The organism is Candidatus Methanoprimaticola sp. MG2, assembly GCF_047501175.1.
Taxonomy (GTDB): Archaea; Thermoplasmatota; Thermoplasmata; order Methanomassiliicoccales; family Methanomethylophilaceae; genus Methanoprimaticola.
The window spans coordinates 48,758-67,944 of record NZ_JBEQWH010000001.1; the positions used below are offsets into that span (position 1 = coordinate 48,758).

The following is a 19,187-nucleotide window of genomic DNA, read 5'->3' on the forward strand; positions in this document are numbered from 1 at the left end:
AACCTTTAATCCGCCACGGCCTTCCTGAAATCCGACCACGAACAGGTCCGGGATCCCTCTGGCTCTCCTGTCGATCGGACGGGAGGTCTTCGGCCCATGGGTTGTGGGCGATCATGGAAGGTGATGACATGCATGAGTATGTGATAGGATTCGCATTGCTGTCCGTGGCGATATTCATCCTGCCATTGATCATGGAATGGCGTTGGATGAGGCCGTTGAAGGCAGGCGGGGTCGATGTCCGTTCGATCACCAGTCCCGGTAGATGGGTGGCATACGCGATATGCGGGTCATCCGCACTCATCATCTGGGCGATCCTGCATCGGATGGACCTCATACCTGCCAGTCTCACAGGCATCACTCTGGTGGGATCGGCGATGATCGCCTTCGGCATCCTTGCCATGTTGAGGGCGGTCGTGGACGTGCGGTCCGCATGTAAGAGGATGGACGGATGAACGTCTGAAGGGTCGTACGGGGTCATCCATGGGATATGGCCTGACTTCGACAGAAGCATCTGTTGATACTTTTGCAACCCTTCCAGTGAACTGATCACATGGTCCCAATCTCATGAGTACACGGGTTTGTACGGTCACATCATGACGGGGCGATACCATCGCTTCTGGGATCTTCGAGCCCGAAAGGCTGGAGATGGGCATCAACGTCCTCAAGGACCTCATCAGGGAGTCCACGTTGATGTTGCAGATGTTATCCTCTCTCCTCGATGCGGGGGCCTCTGCTCAGTTATCGCGTCCTGTATCTCGATCCTCAGGATCCTCGTGACGAACTTGATCGACAGCCCTATCCTGGCCCGAACAGGATGTCTGGAACACCGGCCTCATGTATCCCAAGGCATGGGGCGGATGTGCCGATGGGTTATTCTCTGGGCATGTGTCTGAGGTGCATCCATGACCGTATACGACGATCGTGTGATGAAGGCGTCCGAACTCTTCCGCAAAGGATTCCAATGCTCGCAGGCGGTTTTCGCCGCGTTCGCTCCCGGATACGGCTTATCGGAGGAGCAGGCCCTGAGGATCGGTGCGGGCTTCGGAGGAGGCATGTGCAAGGGAGAGGTGTGCGGTGCTGTGACCGGTGCACTGATGGTCATAGGCCTGGTCCACGGTCATGACGATCCGGAGGATGCTGAGGGGAATGCAAGAGTGAAACGCCTGACGCGCGAGATGATGGACCGTTTCTCCGGGGAGAACGGGTCATTCGTATGCAGGGACCTCCTCGGGTACGACCTCTCATCCGACGGGGAGTCCCGTATCGCGAGGGATACGGGCCTTTTCACGGAATTCTGTCCCAGGATGGTCATATCCGCATCGGAGATGCTTGCAGACATCTTGGAGAGGGAGGGGCGATGAGGATCGCTTCGGCTCCGATGCCTGCTGTAGTTCCATGGGTATGCCGCATCCGAGACATTTGACGAAGGGATTGAGATCATTGTTCTCGTGTCCGCACCATGGGCATATCATGCTGGACCGATTCTGACAGCCTATTTAGAGTGAACCCGACAGCCTGTGTCGGGCATCATGACCAGGTTTGTCGGAGATGCGATCCCATTCTTCCGGAACGACTGTGCCATGAGATCATGAAGACATCCGGGTCGGACCGTCGACATAACAGGGCCTGTTCGAGATTCGACATCGAGCAGATCCAAAGGTCCCTCAACCCTTGTCGGTCGGACCCATGTGAGGTCTGGGACTGGTCATGGTAGACCTTGTCTAATCGTCGCCCCGGTATTGTCAGTAATCATCGGACAGGAGGAACTCCTCCAGGGACATCGTCCTTATCCCATCAAGGTCTGAGTCGAGCATGCTGTTCTCAAGAACCACGACGTATTTCGGCCAATTGTCCTCTATCCCTTTGAAATTCCCGTATTCTCTTTCGATCACGGAATCCGACGATAGTCTCACACAGGCTTGGATGTATATCCGCCTGCCATTCAGGATCCCGACAAGATCGATCTCCTTTCCATTGTTGTTACCCACATAGACCTCGTAGCCCCTGCTCCTGAGTTCCAGGTAGAGTATGTTCTCCATTGTCCCTGCGATCTCATCGGATCTGAATCCCAGCCGGGCGTTCCGAAGCCCTATGTCGGACAGATAGTATTTGTAGCTGGATGTGAGGATGTTCCTGCCCCTGAGGTCCATCTCTTTCACATGTTCAATTAGGCAGGCCTCTTCGAGATATGGCACATAATCGTATACGCTGTTTCTGTTGATGGAGGGGTCCTCCTTGTGCATGGATTCAAAGATCTTGTTCAACGAGGTCCTATTGCCTATGTTCCCACATATGAAATCGAAGATGCGATCGAGGTCGTCCGGGTTCCTGATCCTATGGCGGCCTATGATGTCGGCTTTGACGATCATATTGTACAGGTCGTTGATGGAGGAGTATGATTCCGATTCAGAATAGCCGTTCCTCCATACTGTTGGGAACCCTCCGGTGCGGATGAATCTCGCAAGTACCTCTGATGAGGTCTTTCCGATAGATTGTTCGAATCTGAGGCATTCCTTCAAAGTCAGTGTATGGATGTTAATTATGCTGGTCCTCCCAGTGAGGTATGTGGCCAGTTCCCCGGACAGCAGTCTGGAATTGGAACCGCTGAGGTAGATGTCGCATTTCCTCTCTGCGATGAGGGATCTGATGACCTCTTCCCATCCGTTCACGTTCTGTATCTCGTCGATGAACAGGCAACTATCTCTGTCCTTGGAGAGCGATGAGTCGATCATCTTCATAAGATCCTCTGCGGAACCTATCCTGCGCCCTTCCCATGTGTCCAGGTCGATATAGATGATGTTTCTGTCATCTGATTCGGCGACCATCGATAGGATTGTGGATTTTCCGCATCTGCGTATCCCGATCAGCGCCTTCGCATTGCCGTTATCCTTCAATCTGATGAGGTGCTCGGAATACTCTGGGCGTGACACGGGTCTGAACATGTCTATCATATCAGACATATTATAGATATAATCTATCTTTTATCTGATACGATAGATATACCCTTACAACAGGCCCGTGTTCAGAGGTATAAATCGATAGATAGGGGCATAGAACGTGGTGAGGGTCTTACAAGGGTCTCATGGTCGTGGAACCTGTCACTGAATGGTTGGATTCGAATCCCATCTTTTGTTGCAATCATTCCTGTGAAGCTTCTGGAAACTGGTTGATTCTTGGGGAAAATAGTGCGTGGAATCGGGCGTGTAGTCACGCAAAAACGCGAAAAAATCGGGTTTTGACGATTTGAATGTCCAAGTAGGAAAAAATGAGTGCAGCCGCCGGGATTCGAACCCGGGCAATGAGCTTGGAAGGCTCAGATCCTAACCAACTAGATCACAGCTGCCTAAAGTCCCCAATTGAGTTGTTGTATATATACGTAACTGTCTAGAAACAACTGTGGCACATCGTTTCGGACGATGGTCCAGCATCGTGTCGGAACGGGTGGGATCCCCCATCCCAATCACTTACATACGCATGCGGAGATACCGTATGCATGTCAGGCCGTCCCGTTCTCCAGAGCTCCTTCGAGTATCACGTTTGGAAATCCCTGGACGGGAAGGCCTTCTCGAACGGTGGACCGCTTGCCTTGGCGGGGGAGATTGAGAGGTACAGCGGCAAGATGAACTCCACCGTCCTGGTCATGATGATCGACACGTTGGCGGAAGGGGGTCTGGCGGACCGCACGTCACTGGAGCTACTGGTGTCCAAGAGCCGTTCCACCGACTGTCTCCCGTCCGTGAGGGCATCCGCCGTACTTCTGGAGAACGGTGACCTGGACGGGGCGGAGAAGGTCCTGGAGATGTCGGCCGGCGCCCAGGAGATGGTCGAACGCTCGATAGCGGCCGCGAACATCGCTCTGAAGAGGGGTGACAGTGAGGCCGCCATGTCCTTCGCCTACACCGCATACGGCTACGACCCCCGGTGCAGGGACGCATACAGGATCTTGGCGGACGTCGATCCCGAGGGAGGATGGCCTCAGAGGGAGAACATACAGGACATATTGGAGGGCAACAAGCCAACGAATCCGATGGGGGAGGGCAGGGTCCAGGACCTCTACTCGATCTACTACGACTGGTTCACGGGCAGGAGGAACGTGGCCACGGACAAGCTCGTGGCGTCCCCGTACCATGCGGAGAAGGACCCCGAGTTCCTCCTGGCATCCGCGAGGATGTCCGTGGTGGAGAAGGACTGGCACTCCGCGTCCATGGTCTATACGGAACTGCTCTCGATGGATGCGCCCCCGTTCGTCTTCGTGGAGGCGGCCGAGGCCGCCATAGGTGGGGCCGACCCGATGAGGGCGATGGACCTCCTGTCCCGGGCGGACCACAACAGCCGCAGGGTCCTCCGCGACATAATCCGCGTCAAGATGCTCTCGGGGAGCAGGTCGGAGATGATGGACGCCCTCCGTGTGCTCCTGGACAACGAGCGCACAGGCTCGGAGGAGTACGTGGAGGCCGTGAGGTTCCTGATCGGCAGGGGGATGGACCGCGAGGCCACTGCCCTCCTGGACAAGTACTCCAAGTTCGTGGGCGACGACCCGGACACGCTGACCATGAGGTCGATCATCGTCATGCGCTCGGGGGACTATCCGTCCGCGAGGTACTCCGCCATGAGGGCCGTCCGCATGGACAAGACGAACACGGCGGCCCGTGCGCAGCTGGCCCGCACGCTGTACCTCATGGACAGGAAGGAGGCCGCCGAGAGGGAGTGCGACAGCATCCTCGCACAGGACGGGGACAACAGGGACGCGCTAGCCCTGCTCAGGGACCTGTACATGAACAACGGTGACCACGAGAGGGCCGCCAGCACGTGCAGGAGGCTTCTCGAATCCTCTCCCGGGGACGTGGTGACCATGATGTCCCTGGCGATATCCACATGCAATCTCGGGGACCGCACCGCGGCATCCGATATGTTCCGCTCGATATTGAAGGAGGACAGCTCCAGGGAGTGCGCGGTGTCCGTCATATCCGAGATGCTGTCCTGCGGCCTGGACAGGGATGCGATGTCCCTGTGCTCCGGTCTGGAGCGCCAGTTCCCCAAGGAGCCGATGCTCAAGCGCCTCAGGGGGAACATGGAGTACGGGCAGGGGGAGTACCTCAAGGCATCGGTGACGTATGCGGAAGCAGCATCCCTGAACCCGCACAACCCTGTCCTATGGCATTCCAAAGGCATGGCGGACGAGGCCCGCGGGGACCTGGAGTCCGCTGAGGACGCGTACAACAGGGCCCTCCTGCTGGACCAGGGGGAGCCGGAGTATTGGATATCCAAGGCATCCGTGCAGGAGAGGTCCAACGACAGGTACGGCGCGATAGAGTCGCTGAACCGTGCGATAGAGCTGGATCCCAGGTCCGTGTACGCATTGGTCCGCAAGGCGGTCATACTCCAGGCATCGTCCCGCGACCAGGAGGCGTTGTTCTACGTCCGGCAGGCGGCGGAGATCGCTCCGAAGGACGTCCGCATCATGGACATGGAGTCCGATCTCCTGACGCGCATCGGGAGGCCGGACGATGCGGAGAGGATCCTCATCGCCCGCATCTCGTCCGAGCCGTCAGAGACGGCCACGATCAAGCTTGCCCGTCTGAGACTGTCCGGAGGGGACAGGGATGGTGCGGTCACGGCTCTGGACGAGGGTCTCAGGTGCGACCCGGATTCCAAGGCCCTGTCCGACGAGAGGGAGAAGATGGTGTCCGGCAGCATAGGTCCCAGGATGGAGCCGGAGCCGGAGCCTGAGCCGGAGCCCGAGATGCCCGCCAAGAGGGAGGACCCCGCGGCATTGCTGGCGATGTCGGTGTCCCTGATGGAGGCGGGGGACCTCAAGGCGGCGATGAGGACCGTGGACCGCGCACTGGTCGCCGATCCAAACGATCCGGACCTCTATTGTCACAAGGCGAGGATAGCCATGGCACGCGGCGACATAGAGGGAGCCGCGTTCCTTGCGGGGAACTCCCTCCGCACGAACCCTAACCATGCGGGGCTGCACGAGGTCGCCGCCCTCGCGAGGGAGCGGAAGGGCGATCTGAGAGGGGCCCTGGCAGAGGCCGACCTGGCCATCGCCAACGGTCTGGACACCGTTTCGGTCCATTCTCTGAAGGGCAGGGTGCTGGAGGCCATGGGCCATCCTGAGATGGCCGCATCCAGCTATTCGCAGGCGGTCGCCCTGGACCCGGACGACCTGGCCCTGGCGGTATCGCTGGCGAGGCAGCAGCGCGCGTGCGGGAACGTGTCCGGCGCATACGGCACGGTGTCGAAGGTCCTGAGGAAGGATCCCTCGAACATCCCGGCGATAATGATGAAGGCGGAGATCGCGAACTCCCGCGGAGATGCGGATTCGGTCATGTCCGCGTACGACCTCCTCACGGCATGTCCGGACATCCCCAGCGACATCAAGGTCCGCATGGTCAGGATACTGGAGGACGTCGGGTGCAGAGAGGAGGCCAGGATACTCGTGGAGGGCACCTTCAAGCCTGCGGGCGTCGATCCTGCGGTTCTGAAGTATGCGGAGAAGGCCCTGGTGCGCGCATACTCCTCGAGGACCACGGCGGATGACCCGAGCATACTGGACGCGATAGGTCTGGACCAGGAGATGGCGAAGGAGGTGTCCAGATATCTGTCTGAGGTTCCGGACATAGGCCCTATCGGCCCGGACTCCAGGGATTTCGAATACATGGAGCTCCAGTCCCATGAGGTGATCATGAAGCTCAGATGGACCGACCTCGAGGGTTCCCCGCTGCTCCCTCTCGAGAAGGTCTACGTGGCGACAGGCTCCAGGGACGCTGATGCGGCCAGGATGCTGGTGGCATATGTCCAGAAGGTCATGCTGTCGCCAGCACCTAGCACGGCGGATGACAAGGTCGCGTCCATAGCCATGGGACTCCCGAAGGGGATGACCGTTTACGAGGCGATGAAGCAGTGCGACCTGGGCGTCTACGAGGCCAGGCTCGCGTGCTCGATGATCGTCTGATCAGTAGTCGCGCATCTCGGACTTCATGAACTCGCGCATGAGGCATGTGGCGTAGTTGCCTTTCGGCAGGGAGAAGCTGACCGAGTAGGAATCTTCGCCGAACGATGCCTTCAGGTCCTTGACGGGGCACAGGATCTCCCTGCGACCTCCCTTCGAGGAGCATTTTGACAGTCCCGGTATGACGAAGTCCTCCGGCACGAGGTCGTTCCTCTCGGCCATCGACCTCTCGATCTCCCCCGGCTCGCCCTCTGCGAGCACCGTCTCGGACCCGTACAGCGCAGCGGTGACGAACGCTCTTCCGACCCTGACCTGCCTTGCGACGAGGTCCAGGTTCCTGCCGGTGGCGACTATGGCATCGTCGTGGTTCGGTATGCCGTCTGCGGACAGGGGTATGACGACGTCCCCTTCCACGGGAGCGTTGAGGGGCAGCCCTCTGGCCATCCTCTCGCTGAGCATCTCGTTGAACAGGTACGACTGGTATGCGTGGACGAACATCATCTGCAGGTTAGACGGGAGTGCGGAGATCGCACCCTTCCAATCCTCCCCTCCTGCGAGCGCCTGCGCCATGACCCTCTCGAAGGACATGCTCTCAGGCATGACCGATGCCGCGTGGGACCAGTCGGTGCAGCCTTCCAGGGACCTTCTGAGCTCGCTGAGCTCCGGTTCCTCCTGGGGCGTGGTGTAGCAGATGTACGTGCGGACCGCTCCTTCGATGTCCCCGCGAACGAGTCTCTCCCCGACGAGGTGCGTGACCGGTCTGACGGATCCGAACCTCTGGACCCCGAAATAGTTGGGGAACCCCTTGTTCGCACCTATCGTGGCGATGTCCGATTCGACGGTCTCCCTCACGGACCCCATAGGCATCGTCAGGTCCCTGACGGTGATCTCGAACGAGTTTCCGATGAGGTCGCCTATCTGGATGGCCCTTGCGCCTCTGTATATGCCGGATATCTCGACATCCTTCAGGCTGAGCTTCGCGAGCTCCTCGGGGGTGCATCTGAACGACATCAGCTGTGTCGTGACGGCACGCTTGTCCTTGGTCCCCGCGAACCCTATCCTGGTCCTGGACATGCCGAGGCTGCGGGACATGATGCGTACGAGACGGTTCGTCTCCCAGTTCCTGGTCCTGACGGTCGCGATGGAAAACTCGCCGTTGTCTTTGGCCCGGGGTGGGTCCGAGATCTCGTTGACGACGAAATCCTCGGGCTCCGTCTTGAGGTGCCCTCCGGTTCCGTCCGAATCGCACAGGTATCTGCGCATGCCGATGTCGGCTTCCCCGGTGAGACACTCTCTGTACAGAAGAATCACTCTGTGATCTTGGAGTAGTAGTCTGCGACGCTCTGCGACGCCCTGTTGATGGCGGCGAGAGGGTCTCCTTCCTTCACTTTGACGAAGAGCTTCCTCGCCTCCAGTTCGGGGTGGGTCTCGATGAATCTGACCGAGTCAACATTGTCATCCCCGTCGAGCGCCTTCATGAGGGGCGTGATGAGGGTCAGGTTGGCATCCTTGAATGCGATCGTTGCAGAATCCGCGGTCTTTTCGACGAGCACTATCTCCATGGCGGAGGCTATGCCATCGTTCTTATATAACTTTGCTAAAAGGTCCTGCGCGGGCGCGGAGGCCGATCGGGACATGGGGGTGATAGGGGCCGATGGCCCCTTTTGGGTTTTCAGCTCTCCGACCCGAGTGATATGGCCTTCCTGTTGCTCTCCAGCAGGTTGGCCTTCTTGGCGGGGATGCTCTTCTGGAGCCCCAGGTCGAGGTTCTCCGCGGTGCAGAAGCCCGTCTCCTTGAACAGTCTCCCGAGGATGACCATGTTGGCCTCCCCCTTCAGGCCGTTCTCCTCGGCGATCCTGGATGCGTCTATGCGGATGACCTTGACGTCGGTCCTTGCGACCTCCTTCTTGACGATGGAGCTGTCGATGATGATCGTCCCTCCGGGGACCACATCGTTCTCGAACTTCTCCAGGGAGGGGAGGTTCATGGCGACGAGGACATCGGGGTTGACCACCAGGGGGGACCCGATGGTGCTGTCGGATATGCAGACGCTGCACGACGCGGTCCCGCCGCGCATCTCCGGTCCGTAGGACGGGAGCCAGGAGAGCTCCTTGCCCTCCATCAGGGAGGCGTATGCCATGACCTTGCCGGCGAACAGGATCCCCTGTCCCCCGAACCCTGCGAACAGTACGTTGAGGTCGGTCACTGCTCTCCCTCCCCGACATCCTTGTAGACGCCAAGCGGGTAGTACGGGATCATGTTGTCCCTGAGCCACTGGATCGCGTCGGTGGGCGACATGCCCCAGTTGGTGGGACAGGTGGACACGACCTCTACGATGCAGTATCCCTTCCCGGCCATCTGGTACTCGAACGCCTTCTTGATCGCCTTCTTGGCGGCCCTGACGTTCTTGACGCTGTCCACCGTGACGCGCTCGGCGAGCGCGACCCCGTCGAGGGACGATAGCAGCTCGCAGACCCTGATGGGGTTCCCGGCGGTCTTCACATCCCTTCCGTAGGGTGAGGTCTGGGTGACCTGTCCGGGGAGGGTGGTCGGTGCCATCTGGCCCCCGGTCATCCCGTATATCGCGTTGTTGATGAAGATCGCGACGATGTTCTCTCCCCTTGCGGCGGCATGGACGGTCTCGCCCATACCGATGGCCGCGAGGTCCCCGTCCCCCTGGTAGGTGAACACCACGTTGTCGGGTCTCGCCCTCTTGACACCGGTCGCCACTGCGGGCGCGCGGCCGTGGGGTGCCTGGACCATGTCGCAGTTGAAGTAGTTGTACGTGAAGACGGAGCATCCGACGGATGCCACCCCCACGGTCCTGCCCTCCACGCCGAGCTCGTCTATGACCTCCGCCACCAGCCTGTGGACGATCCCATGGGTGCATCCCGGGCAGTAGTGGAAGGGCGCTTCCGTCAGTGCGTGGGGCCTCTCTCCTTTCACTGTCATCACTGAACACCTCCGTTTATCCTGACGATCTCCCCGAGTATCTCCTTAGGGGTCGGGATCACGCCTCCGGTGCGTCCGTAGAACTCGACCGGGACCTTCCCGTTGACCACCAGTCTGACGTCGTCGACCATCTGGCCCATGGACATCTCCACGGACAGGAAGGCCTTGGCATGGCCAACGTGCTTGTTGATGAACCTCTCCGGGAACGGCCAGAGGGTTATGGGCCTGATCATCCCGACCTTGATGCCCTGCTTCCTCGCCGCATCGATGGCGGACCTAGACACCCTGGACGAGGACCCGTACGCGACGATGATTATGTCGGCGTCGTCTGTGAGGTACTCTTCGGCCATCTGGTGCTTCTCCTTGATCTCCTCGTATCTCTTGAACCTCTGGATGACCAGGTCCTCGAGCTCCTGGGGGTTGATGTACAGGGAGTTGACCACGTTGTGCGCCCGCTTGTCGTGGTGTCCGCAGGCGGCCCATCCCTTGGAGTCGTTGTCCGGGTCCTTGGGTTCGGGGAGCACGACGGGCTCCATCATCTGTCCGAGCATGCCGTCGGAGAGGACCATGGCGGGCATCCTGTACTCGTCCCCGAGGTCGAACGCCGTGGAGATGATGTCGACGGTCTCCTGGACCGTGGACGGTGCGAACACGAGTATGTGGAAGTCCCCGTGCGCGGTGGATTTTGTAGCTTGATGATAGTCTGCTTGGGACGGCTGGATCCCGCCCAGTCCGGGACCTCCGCGCTGGACGTTCACTATGAGGCAGGGGACGTCCGATCCGGCGATGTACGAGATGCCCTCGGCCATGAGACTGACCCCGGGGGACGATGTGGAAGTCATCACTCTGACGCCCGCCGCCCCTGCACCCAGGACCATGTTGATGGACGCCACCTCGGACTCTGCCTGCAGATAGACGCCGCCGATCTTCGGCATCCTCTTGGACATGTACGCCGCGACCTCCGTCTGCGGCGTGATGGGGTATCCGAAGAAGTGTCTGCATCCCGCGGCGATGGCTGCCTCGGCGATGGCCTCGTTTCCCTTCATGAGTACTTTTCCGTTCATGTTCACATCTCGATTCTTATCGCCACATCGGGGCACATCGTAGCGCAGGAGCCGCAGCCGGTGCAGGCTTCCTGGTCGGTGATATGGGCGGGGTGGTATCCCTTGCTGTTCGTAATGGTCTTGTCGAGCGACATGATGTGCTTGGGGCATGCTACCACGCACATCTCGCAACCCTTGCAGATGTTGTTATCAACGGTTACTTTTGGCATTTGAACTACCTTTTCACTCCCAGGGCGCCCTGACATGGACGTCTACTGGGTATATGTTAGAGATTTTATTTAAAAGGACAAAATTCAGTTGGCGGGGGGCCGTCGTGAACCTGAGCGGCAGGCCGGTCAGGGAAGAGACCTCATCCGCGAATCCGACCGAATCTAGGACCGTCTGTTCGGTGGTCCCCTGCTTCAGATGGGAGTTGTTGGCTATGCATGTGGCCTTGAGGCGGGATGTCCTCTCGATCTCGCCGAGGATCCCTGCGGCCTCCTCCGCATGCGTCGTCATGGATCTGTATCTGTTTACGACATAGATCACGTCAGGGTCCACATCCGTCAGGGTCCTGGAGTAGACCCCTATCGCGGTCGCGCCGGCATCGTCCCCTCCGACGTCCACGATCACCCTGGACCCTTCCAATATGGAATCCCTCACCGCACCCGGGAGGGATGGGGTGTCCAGGTTTGTGTTGGCGAAGTTGGGTCCGACCACCTTCACGCCGTTCTGCGTGAGGACATCGGAATAGTCGGCGGACCTGAAGTACGGGTTGACGACGTCAAGGTCGACAAGGGTCACATCCTCACCGTCCCTGGCACAGTCCAATGCGAGGTTTATCGACAGATTGGTCTTCCCCGTCCCGTAGTGTCCGCAGACGACGGTCACCCTCTTCTCCAACGGGAACATGGATACGCCATCACGCATAGCGTATAACTAGCTTTCAGGTCCATGGCAATCGTTTCAATGGGACTTTCCACAGCGGTGACACGGATTGTTTATAACCAATGGAATTCTGCTGGAGCCCCGAGGATTAGCAATGGAACCCAACATCGCAGAGATTGCCCAGCGTATAGTCGCAATGCGTGAGCTATGCGAAATATCCATTGAAGAGATGGCGGAAGTCGTCGGCAAGACCGTCGACGAGTATGTCGAGTACGAGAGTGGGGAGCTCGATTTCTCCTTCACCTTCCTGCACAAGTGCGCCGAGAGGTTCGGCATAGACATAGTGGAGCTGCTGACTGGGGAGAACCCCCACCTGTCCGAGTGCACGCTCGTCAGGAACGGCCGGGGACTCCCCATGAAGAGGCGCGTCGGATTCGAGTATCAGCACCTCGCATTCAATTTCAAGGACAAGATCTCCGAGCCGTTCATCGTCATCGCCCCCTTCATAGAGGAGGACCAGAACGCTCCGATACGCACGTCCACCCACGAGGGCCAGGAGTTCGACTATGTCCTCGAGGGGAACCTCAGGTTCTATCACAACGGTCATGTTATGGATCTCGGGCCCGGGGACTCCGTGTATTACGATTCCAGCATGCCGCACGGGATGTATGCGACATCCAAGGAAGGATGCAAGTTCATCGCGGTCGTAGTGAAGGGCTGAACATGAGGGGCATCAATCAGAGATACGTCGACGAGACCTACGATGCGGACGGTCTCCTGAAGACGTACAGGCTCAAGTACCCGGAGAACTACAACTTCGGATACGATGTCGTGGACGACATAGCGGTCAACGATCCCGGAAGGATGGCGCTCGTATGGGACAGTCAGTCCGGCGAGGAGCACGAGTTCACCTTCGCCGACATCAAGAGGATGAGCGACAAGGTCGCCAACTACCTCCTCTCGCAGGGCGTCGGAAAGGGCGACGTCGTCATGTTGATCCTGAAGCAGAGGTACCAGTTCTGGTACTGCATGGTCGCGCTCCACAAGATCGGTGCGATCGTGGCTCCCGCCACCCACATGCTCACGAAGCACGACATAGAGTACAGGGTGAACGCGGCGGACGTCAAGGCCATAATCTGCACGGATCAGTCCAACGTGAGCGGGTCCGTCGAGAGTGCGGAGAACATACCCTCCCTCAAGCTCAGGATGCTCGTCGGGAAGGCGAGGGACGGATGGATCGATTTCGATGCGGAGGTCGAGAAGGCTTCCGATGTGCTCGAGAGGGTGGACACCAGGGCGGTCGAGCCCATGCTCATGTACTTCACGTCCGGGACCTCCGGCAATCCCAAGATGGTGCTCCACAACCATCTGTACTCCCTCGGTCACCTGATGACCGCGAAGCACTGGCACCAGGTGGACTCCGAGGGGATCCATTACACCGTCAGCGACACGGGATGGGGGAAATCCGTCTGGGGGGCGCTTTACGGTCAGTGGCTGATGGAATCGGCGGTATTCGTCTACGAGTACGACAAGTTCGAGCCCGATGAGATCATGGACATGATCGAGAAGCACGGGATAACCACTTTCTGCTGCCCTCCCACGATGTTCAGGCTCTACCTCAACGCGGGTCTGGAGGGACATGACCTGTCGTCCCTCAAGAACTGCTGCATCGCAGGGGAGGCCCTGAACCCCGACACGTACCAGACATGGTACGATGCCACCGGCCTGAGGCTCATGGAGGGATACGGCCAGACCGAGACCACAATGGTCATCGGTACGCTGAAGGGTATGATGCCCAAGCCCGGTTCCATGGGGAAGCCCTCGCCCCAGTTCGAGGTGGACATAGTCGATGAGAACGGTAACTCCTGTCCTCCTGGGGTCAACGGGGAGATCGTCGTCAGAGCGGGCACACCGGGCATCATGATCGGTTACTACAGGGATGAGGAGAAGACCGCCGTCACGCTGCGTGGCGGTTGGCACCATACGGGAGACATAGCCTGGAAGGACGAGGACGGATACTACTGGTTCGTCGGAAGGAACGATGACATCATCAAGTCCTCCGGGTACAGGATAAGTCCCTTCGAGATCGAGAGCGCGCTCATGCTGCATCCTGCGGTCCTCGAGTGCGCGGTCACCGGCGTGCCGGACCCGGTCAGGGGCCAGCTCGTCAAGGCGACCATCATCCTGAGGTCCGGTTTCGAGCCTACGGACGACCTGAGGAAGGAGATCCAGAACTTCACCAAGAGGGAGACGGCCCCGTACAAGTATCCGCGCGTGATCGACTTCGTGGATGTGATGCCGAAGACCATCAGCGGGAAGGTCCGCAGGGTGGAGATCCGCAACAAGGACGTCGAGAGGATGAGGTCCAAATAAGCCGAATATGTCGTATTCCGATATCGACTATTTAAACTAAAAAACGAATTCCGTAGTATGTTTAAATTCATATTACGGAATTCGTAATCATATACAATTCTATTAAATATCTGGATTTTTTGCACCAAACGAACGGCGTGCATAACCATGAGGAACATCAATCTGAGATACGTGAAAGAGACCTACGGCGATGACGGCCTCCTGAAGTATTTTGACATCGACTGTCCTGATGATTTCAATTTCGGTTACGATATCGTGGATGACATCGCCGTGAACGATCCTCAGAGGGTCGCGCTGGTGTGGCAGAGTGCCAACGGTGAGTGCAGGAGATTCACCTTCGCCGACATCAAGAGGCTGAGCGACAAGACCTGCAACTACCTCACCTCCAAGGGCATCGGCAAGGGCGACTTCGTGATGCTCGTCCTCAAGCACAGCTATCAGTTCTGGTTCATATCCGTCGCCCTTCACAAGATGGGCGCCGTATCCGTCCCGGCGACGTACATGCTCAAGTCACATGACATAGAGTACAGGATAGATGCGGCCGGCATCAAGGCCGCGATCGTCATCGCGGATGCGGGGGTCACGGACTCATTCGACGCGTCCAGGAACATCGACAAGCTGGCCTGCAAGTTCACGGTCAACGGTTCCAAGGACGGATGGTGCGACTTCGACAGCGAGCTCGAGGGGTACTCCGATGTCTGGGAGAGGGTGCCGACCAAGCGCACGGACAGGTTCCTCATGTATTTCACATCCGGGACCTCCGGCAATCCCAAGATGGCGGTCCATGACCACAGCTACCCCTTGGGCCATGTCCTGCTGGCGAAGCACTGGCACCAGGTCGATCCCGAGGGGTTGCACTGGTCCGTCGCCGATACCGGCTGGGCGAAGAACGCGTGGGGCAAGATCTACGGCCAGTGGATCATGGAGTCCGCGGTATTCGTCTACGAGTACGACAGGTTCGAGCCCCACGAGATTATGGACATGATCGAGAAGCATAGGATAACCACGTTCTGCTGCCCTCCCACGATGTTCAGGCTCTACCTCAACGCGGGTCTGGAGGGACATGACCTGTCGTCCCTCAAGAACTGCTGCATCGCAGGGGAGGCCCTGAACCCCGACACGTACCAGACATGGTACAAGGCCACCGGGCTCAAGCTGATGGAGGCGTTCGGTCAGACGGAGTCCTCGGTCATAGTCGGCACGCTGAAGGGGATGACCCCCAAGCCCGGCTCCATGGGAAGGCCCTCGCCACAGTTCAGGGTGGAGCTGATTGACAAGGACGGCGAGCCGGTCCCGCCCGGAGAGGAGGGGGAGATCGTCGTGTCCATCTCGCCCAGGGTGCCCGGGATATTCGTGGAGTATTACAGGGACGAGGAGAAGACGAACGAGACGCTCAGGGATGGCTGGCATCACACGGGGGACCTCGCCTGGAAGGACGAGGACGGGTATTTCTGGTACTTGGGCAGGAACGACGACATCATCAAGTCCTCCGGGTACAGGATAAGTCCGTTCGAGATAGAGAGCGTCCTGATGGAGCATCCGGCGGTCCTCGAGTGCGCGGTCACCGGCGTGCCGGACCCGGTCAGGGGCCAGCTCGTTAAGGCGACCATCATCCTGAGGTCCGGTTTCGAGCCCAGCGATGCTCTGAAGGGCGAGATACAGAACTTCACCAAGAGGGAGACGGCCCCGTACAAGTACCCGCGTGTGATCGACTTCGTCGACTCCATGCCGAAGACCATCAGCGGGAAGGTCCGCAGGGTCAAGATCCGCGACAAGGACATGGAGGGCTCTAGCTCCTCGTGAGCCGGGGACCGTCGGCAGCCTTTGGTGTCCGCGGGGCGGCACTCACAAATTATATCTACGTTAGCCAGATGGCAAAACGATAGATATGCCGTTCGCGAGCATCAATGGGATTGAGATGCACTATCATGATGAAGGCGAGGGCATCCCCATAGTCCTGATAACAGGGTTCTCTGGAGACACCTCATTCTTCAAGCAGATGATACCCGAACTCACTCAGAGGTACAGGGTGATCACCTTCGACAACAGGGGAGCCGGACTCACGAGGTATCCGGGACAGGGTATCAGGAAGCAGGACTTCGTCGACGACGTCCGGGCGCTGATGGACCTCCTCGGTGTGTTCAAGGTGCACATGCTGGGATGGTCAATGGGTGCGCACATCGCCCAGGAGTTCGCGTTGCAGCATCCGGAGAGGCTCAGGTCCCTGACGATCGTGTCCGCCTACCCGTACAGGCCGGCGAGGTCCAGCTATTTCATGAACGGTATCGTGGACTGCGCTCTTCGCGGCGGGGACCCGGAGTACATAGGCATGATGACCAATGCGTTCTGCTTCACCGAGGACTTCTTCTCCGGCCTGGAGGCCAAGGGGAAGACGCTCAGGTCCCTGAAGGGCCTCGATGCACGCGGGCTGAAGGACCAGATGGGTGCCCTGGACGAGTTCGACACCCGCGAGAGGGTCTCCGGAATAAGCGTCCCGACCCTCTCGGTCCACGGACTGAGCGACATAATGGTGGAGCCCAAGCTGGGGGACTTCATCTCCGACAGGATACCCGGATGCAAGGTCCTGAGGATCCCAAACGTCGGTCACATAATAAAGACGGACCTCTACGTCAAGGAGTTCATGGAGCACATGGCTTCGAACGAGCAGTGATCCGCATTAATCATATTTTTAAGCAAGGAAACATAACTTGGAGCGAGGAAGACCATGACAGACACGAGTAAACTCGGAATGAGGGTGAGGAAGTACAGGGAGACGCTGGGGCTTACGCAGGAGCAGCTCGCGACTAACTCCGGACTCGATGTGGGCTACGTAGCCGATGTGGAGGAGGGTCTCGTCTATCCCCCTGTGGGTTACATCATCAAGCTGTCCCGTGCACTCGGTCAGAGGGTCGGAACGTTCATGGACGACCAGTTCCAGCCCGACCCCATAGTCGTCAGGAAATCGGAGAGGGAGGAGGAGACGTCCACCAAGGCCGCGTCCAACCAGTATCACTACTTCCCGCTCGGTAAGGGGAAGACGGACAGGCACATGGAGCCCATGTTCATCAGGATCATGCCCGACGAGGCACACGAGACCTCCTCGCACGAGGGGGAGGAGTTCATGGTGGTCGTCTCGGGGAAGGTCCTGATCAGGTATGGGAAGGAGGAGACCGTGATCGAGGAGGGAGACAGCGTCTACTTCAACGCGGTCGTCCCCCACTATGTAGGCGCCATCGATGGGCCCGCGGAGATATACGCGGTCATCTACACACCGTTCTGAGGCGATCCCATGGTGTGCATACCCAGGAAGAACATAACCAGCGACGAGAGGCTGGGAGACCTTCTGGACAAGTGTATTCGGAACCATCCCGACAACGATGCCATAGTCTACGTCGACAGGGACCTCCGTCTCTCCTGGAGGGAGTGGGGAGTGGAGGTGGACCGTGTGGCCAAGGGCATGATGGCGATGGGCGTCCAGAAGGGCGAGAAGGTCGCGATATGGGCGACCAACATCCCGGACTGGATCACGCTGATGTTCGCCACCGCCAGGATCGGTGCGATACTCCTGACCATCAACACCAACTACAAGAGTTCCGAGCTGGACTATGTCCTCAGGCAGTCGGACATGGAGAACCTGTTCCTGTTCGACGGACTCAGGGACGTGGACTATGTCCAGACGGTGTACGACCTCGTCCCGGAGCTGAAGGTCCAGCCCAGGGAGAACTTCCACAGCGAGAAGTATCCCCATCTCAAGAGGGTCGTCTATCTCGGGCCTGCGAAGCATCGCGGGATGTACTCCATGAACGAGGTCAAGTCCCTCGCCTGTCAGGTCTCCGATGAGGAGTATCAGGAGAGGAAGGACTCCGTCGACGTCCACGACGTGACCATGATGCAGTACACCTCCGGCACGACCGGGTTCCCCAAGGGCGTCATGCTCACACATTTCAACATCGCGAACGACGGATACTGGCTGGGGGCCAACATGAACTACGGTCCCGAGGACCGTCTGTGCATCAACGTGCCGCTGTTCCATTGCTTCGGCTGTGTCCTGGCGGTCATGGCGTGCATCAATCACGGCGTCACGATGTGCTTCGTGGAGGTCTTCGACCCCGTGAAGGTGATGACGACCATCGAGACCGAGAGGTGTACGGCGGTGTACGGTGTCCCCACGATGTTCATCAGCATTCTGAACCACAAGCTGTTCGACAAGTTCGACTTCTCCACGCTCAGGACCGGCATAATGGCCGGGTCCCCGTGCCCCATCATGACGATGGAGCAGGTCGTAGACAAGATGAATATGAAGGAGATCACCATCGTCTACGGTCTGACGGAGGCGTCCCCCGGGATGACGCAGACGACCTACGACGAGCCGTCCCTGGAGAAGAAGTGCTCCTCTGTGGGGAAGAGGCTCCAGGGAGTGGACACGGTGATCCTCGACCCGGAGACGAACGAGCCCTGTCCGGACGGCGTCATCGGGGAGTTCTGCTGCAAGGGATACAACGTCATGAAGGGCTACTACAAGATGCCCGAGGAGACGGCCAAAGTCATCGATTCCAACGGGTATCTCCACTCGGGGGACCTCGGATACAGGGACTCGGAGGGGTACTTCTACGTTACCGGGAGGATCAAGGACATGATCATCCGCGGAGGGGAGAACATCTACCCCAAGGAGGTGGAGGATTACCTCTACCACTGTCCGGGTGTCAGGGACGTGCAGGTCGTCGGCGTCAAGAGCGAGAAGTACGGGGAGCAGGTCGGGGCCTTCATCGTCAAGGAGCCCGGGGTCGACCTGATCGAGCAGGACATAATCGACTACTGCAAAGACGGCATCGCCTGGTACAAGACCCCCAAGTACATCCATTTCATCGACGAGCTTCCCATGAACGCTGCGGGAAAGATCCTGAAGTACGAGCTGAGGGAGCTTGCGACCAAGCTCTGGCCCGACGCGTGAGTCCGCGACAGGGCTGAGAAAC

General features: G+C 58.8%; 17 protein-coding genes and 1 tRNA gene. 9 read left to right on the forward strand and 9 right to left on the reverse strand.

The window, feature by feature from the left end; all coding sequences use genetic code 11:
* Positions 1-128 precede the first annotated feature (128 nt).
* Entirely contained in the window at positions 129-452 is a 324-nt protein-coding gene (locus V5D86_RS00200; protein WP_414594685.1) for a hypothetical protein, read from the forward strand.
* Between the two features lie 450 nt (positions 453-902).
* Positions 903-1,361 (forward strand): C-GCAxxG-C-C family protein, encoded by a 459-nt coding sequence (locus tag V5D86_RS00205; protein ID WP_414594686.1) that lies wholly within the window; start codon positions 903-905, stop codon positions 1,359-1,361.
* Between the two features lie 381 nt (positions 1,362-1,742).
* On the opposite strand, the gene V5D86_RS00210 is transcribed toward V5D86_RS00205, so the two are convergent.
* Positions 1,743-2,942 carry an ATP-binding protein gene (locus V5D86_RS00210; protein ID WP_414594687.1) on the reverse strand — a complete coding sequence of 400 codons (1,200 nt, stop codon included), beginning with the start codon at positions 2,940-2,942 and terminating at the stop codon, positions 1,743-1,745.
* A 328-nt stretch (positions 2,943-3,270) separates the two neighbouring features.
* A tRNA-Gly gene (locus V5D86_RS00215) sits at positions 3,271-3,343 on the reverse strand.
* A gap of 150 nt (positions 3,344-3,493) precedes the next feature.
* On the opposite strand from V5D86_RS00215, the gene V5D86_RS00220 reads away from it, so the two are divergent.
* Positions 3,494-6,961, forward strand: a complete 3,468-nt coding sequence (locus V5D86_RS00220; RefSeq protein WP_414594688.1) for a tetratricopeptide repeat protein — start codon at positions 3,494-3,496, stop codon at positions 6,959-6,961.
* On the opposite strand, the gene truD is transcribed toward V5D86_RS00220, so the two are convergent.
* From truD to V5D86_RS00255, 7 genes are all read right to left on the reverse strand, one after another.
* Positions 6,962-8,269 carry a tRNA pseudouridine(13) synthase TruD gene (gene truD / locus V5D86_RS00225; protein ID WP_414594689.1) on the reverse strand — a complete coding sequence of 436 codons (1,308 nt, stop codon included), beginning with the start codon at positions 8,267-8,269 and terminating at the stop codon, positions 6,962-6,964.
* The gene (locus V5D86_RS00230; RefSeq protein ID WP_414594690.1) at positions 8,266-8,520 is read right to left on the reverse strand and encodes an RpoL/Rpb11 RNA polymerase subunit family protein; all 255 of its coding nucleotides are present in this window, start codon (positions 8,518-8,520) and stop codon (positions 8,266-8,268) included. Before V5D86_RS00230 ends, truD begins: the two co-directional genes overlap by 4 nt.
* A gap of 110 nt (positions 8,521-8,630) precedes the next feature.
* The gene (locus tag V5D86_RS00235) at positions 8,631-9,164 is read right to left on the reverse strand and encodes a 2-oxoacid:acceptor oxidoreductase family protein (RefSeq protein ID WP_414594691.1); all 534 of its coding nucleotides are present in this window, start codon (positions 9,162-9,164) and stop codon (positions 8,631-8,633) included.
* Positions 9,161-9,910, reverse strand: a complete 750-nt coding sequence (locus V5D86_RS00240) for a thiamine pyrophosphate-dependent enzyme (protein WP_414594692.1) — start codon at positions 9,908-9,910, stop codon at positions 9,161-9,163. The genes V5D86_RS00235 and V5D86_RS00240 overlap by 4 nt, the downstream gene beginning before the upstream one ends.
* A complete protein-coding gene (locus V5D86_RS00245) occupies positions 9,910-10,974 on the reverse strand; it encodes a 3-methyl-2-oxobutanoate dehydrogenase subunit VorB (protein ID WP_414594693.1) in 1,065 nt (354 codons plus the stop codon). The genes V5D86_RS00240 and V5D86_RS00245 overlap by 1 nt, the downstream gene beginning before the upstream one ends.
* 2 nt (positions 10,975-10,976) lie before the next feature.
* Positions 10,977-11,183 (reverse strand): ferredoxin family protein, encoded by a 207-nt coding sequence (locus V5D86_RS00250; RefSeq protein ID WP_414594694.1) that lies wholly within the window; start codon positions 11,181-11,183, stop codon positions 10,977-10,979.
* Positions 11,184-11,196: 13 nt separating this feature from the next.
* Positions 11,197-11,865, reverse strand: coding sequence for a ParA family protein (locus V5D86_RS00255; protein WP_414594695.1), 669 nt, complete (start codon positions 11,863-11,865; stop codon positions 11,197-11,199).
* 205 nt (positions 11,866-12,070) lie between these two features.
* On the opposite strand from V5D86_RS00255, the gene V5D86_RS00260 reads away from it, so the two are divergent.
* The 6 genes from V5D86_RS00260 (at position 12,071) to V5D86_RS00285 (ending at position 19,165) form a co-directional block, all read left to right on the forward strand.
* Positions 12,071-12,562 carry a cupin domain-containing protein gene (locus V5D86_RS00260; RefSeq protein WP_414594696.1) on the forward strand — a complete coding sequence of 164 codons (492 nt, stop codon included), beginning with the start codon at positions 12,071-12,073 and terminating at the stop codon, positions 12,560-12,562.
* Between the two features lie 2 nt (positions 12,563-12,564).
* Complete coding sequence (locus V5D86_RS00265) at positions 12,565-14,214, forward strand: AMP-binding protein (protein ID WP_414594697.1); 1,650 nt, start codon at positions 12,565-12,567, stop codon at positions 14,212-14,214.
* Positions 14,215-14,361: 147 nt separating this feature from the next.
* A complete protein-coding gene (locus V5D86_RS00270; protein ID WP_414594698.1) occupies positions 14,362-16,017 on the forward strand; it encodes an AMP-binding protein in 1,656 nt (551 codons plus the stop codon).
* A gap of 85 nt (positions 16,018-16,102) precedes the next feature.
* Positions 16,103-16,885, forward strand: a complete 783-nt coding sequence (locus V5D86_RS00275; protein WP_414594699.1) for an alpha/beta fold hydrolase — start codon at positions 16,103-16,105, stop codon at positions 16,883-16,885.
* Positions 16,886-16,939: 54 nt separating this feature from the next.
* A complete protein-coding gene (locus tag V5D86_RS00280; RefSeq protein WP_414594700.1) occupies positions 16,940-17,494 on the forward strand; it encodes a helix-turn-helix domain-containing protein in 555 nt (184 codons plus the stop codon).
* Between the two features lie 9 nt (positions 17,495-17,503).
* Positions 17,504-19,165 (forward strand): AMP-binding protein, encoded by a 1,662-nt coding sequence (locus tag V5D86_RS00285; RefSeq protein ID WP_414594701.1) that lies wholly within the window; start codon positions 17,504-17,506, stop codon positions 19,163-19,165.
* Positions 19,166-19,187: the final 22 nt, after the last annotated feature.

Bases quoted from the DNA above. Each gene is read 5' to 3' on its own strand.
- V5D86_RS00275 (WP_414594699.1), top strand. From the start codon at position 16,103: ATGCCGTTCGCGAGCATCAATGGGATTGAGATGCACTATCATGATGAA.
- V5D86_RS00210 (WP_414594687.1), bottom strand. From the start codon at position 2,942: ATGTTCAGACCCGTGTCACGCCCAGAGTATTCCGAGCACCTCATCAGA.
- V5D86_RS00270 (WP_414594698.1), top strand. From the start codon at position 14,362: ATGAGGAACATCAATCTGAGATACGTGAAAGAGACCTACGGCGATGAC.
- V5D86_RS00250 (WP_414594694.1), bottom strand. From the start codon at position 11,183: ATGCCAAAAGTAACCGTTGATAACAACATCTGCAAGGGTTGCGAGATG.
- V5D86_RS00260 (WP_414594696.1), top strand. From the start codon at position 12,071: ATGGCGGAAGTCGTCGGCAAGACCGTCGACGAGTATGTCGAGTACGAG.
- V5D86_RS00230 (WP_414594690.1), bottom strand. From the start codon at position 8,520: ATGGAGATAGTGCTCGTCGAAAAGACCGCGGATTCTGCAACGATCGCA.
- V5D86_RS00265 (WP_414594697.1), top strand. From the start codon at position 12,565: ATGAGGGGCATCAATCAGAGATACGTCGACGAGACCTACGATGCGGAC.
- V5D86_RS00200 (WP_414594685.1), top strand. From the start codon at position 129: ATGCATGAGTATGTGATAGGATTCGCATTGCTGTCCGTGGCGATATTC.
- V5D86_RS00255 (WP_414594695.1), bottom strand. From the start codon at position 11,865: ATGTTCCCGTTGGAGAAGAGGGTGACCGTCGTCTGCGGACACTACGGG.
- V5D86_RS00205 (WP_414594686.1), top strand. From the start codon at position 903: ATGACCGTATACGACGATCGTGTGATGAAGGCGTCCGAACTCTTCCGC.
- V5D86_RS00220 (WP_414594688.1), top strand. From the start codon at position 3,494: ATGTCAGGCCGTCCCGTTCTCCAGAGCTCCTTCGAGTATCACGTTTGG.
- V5D86_RS00240 (WP_414594692.1), bottom strand. From the start codon at position 9,910: ATGACAGTGAAAGGAGAGAGGCCCCACGCACTGACGGAAGCGCCCTTC.
- V5D86_RS00285 (WP_414594701.1), top strand. From the start codon at position 17,504: ATGGTGTGCATACCCAGGAAGAACATAACCAGCGACGAGAGGCTGGGA.
- V5D86_RS00280 (WP_414594700.1), top strand. From the start codon at position 16,940: ATGACAGACACGAGTAAACTCGGAATGAGGGTGAGGAAGTACAGGGAG.
- V5D86_RS00245 (WP_414594693.1), bottom strand. From the start codon at position 10,974: ATGAACGGAAAAGTACTCATGAAGGGAAACGAGGCCATCGCCGAGGCA.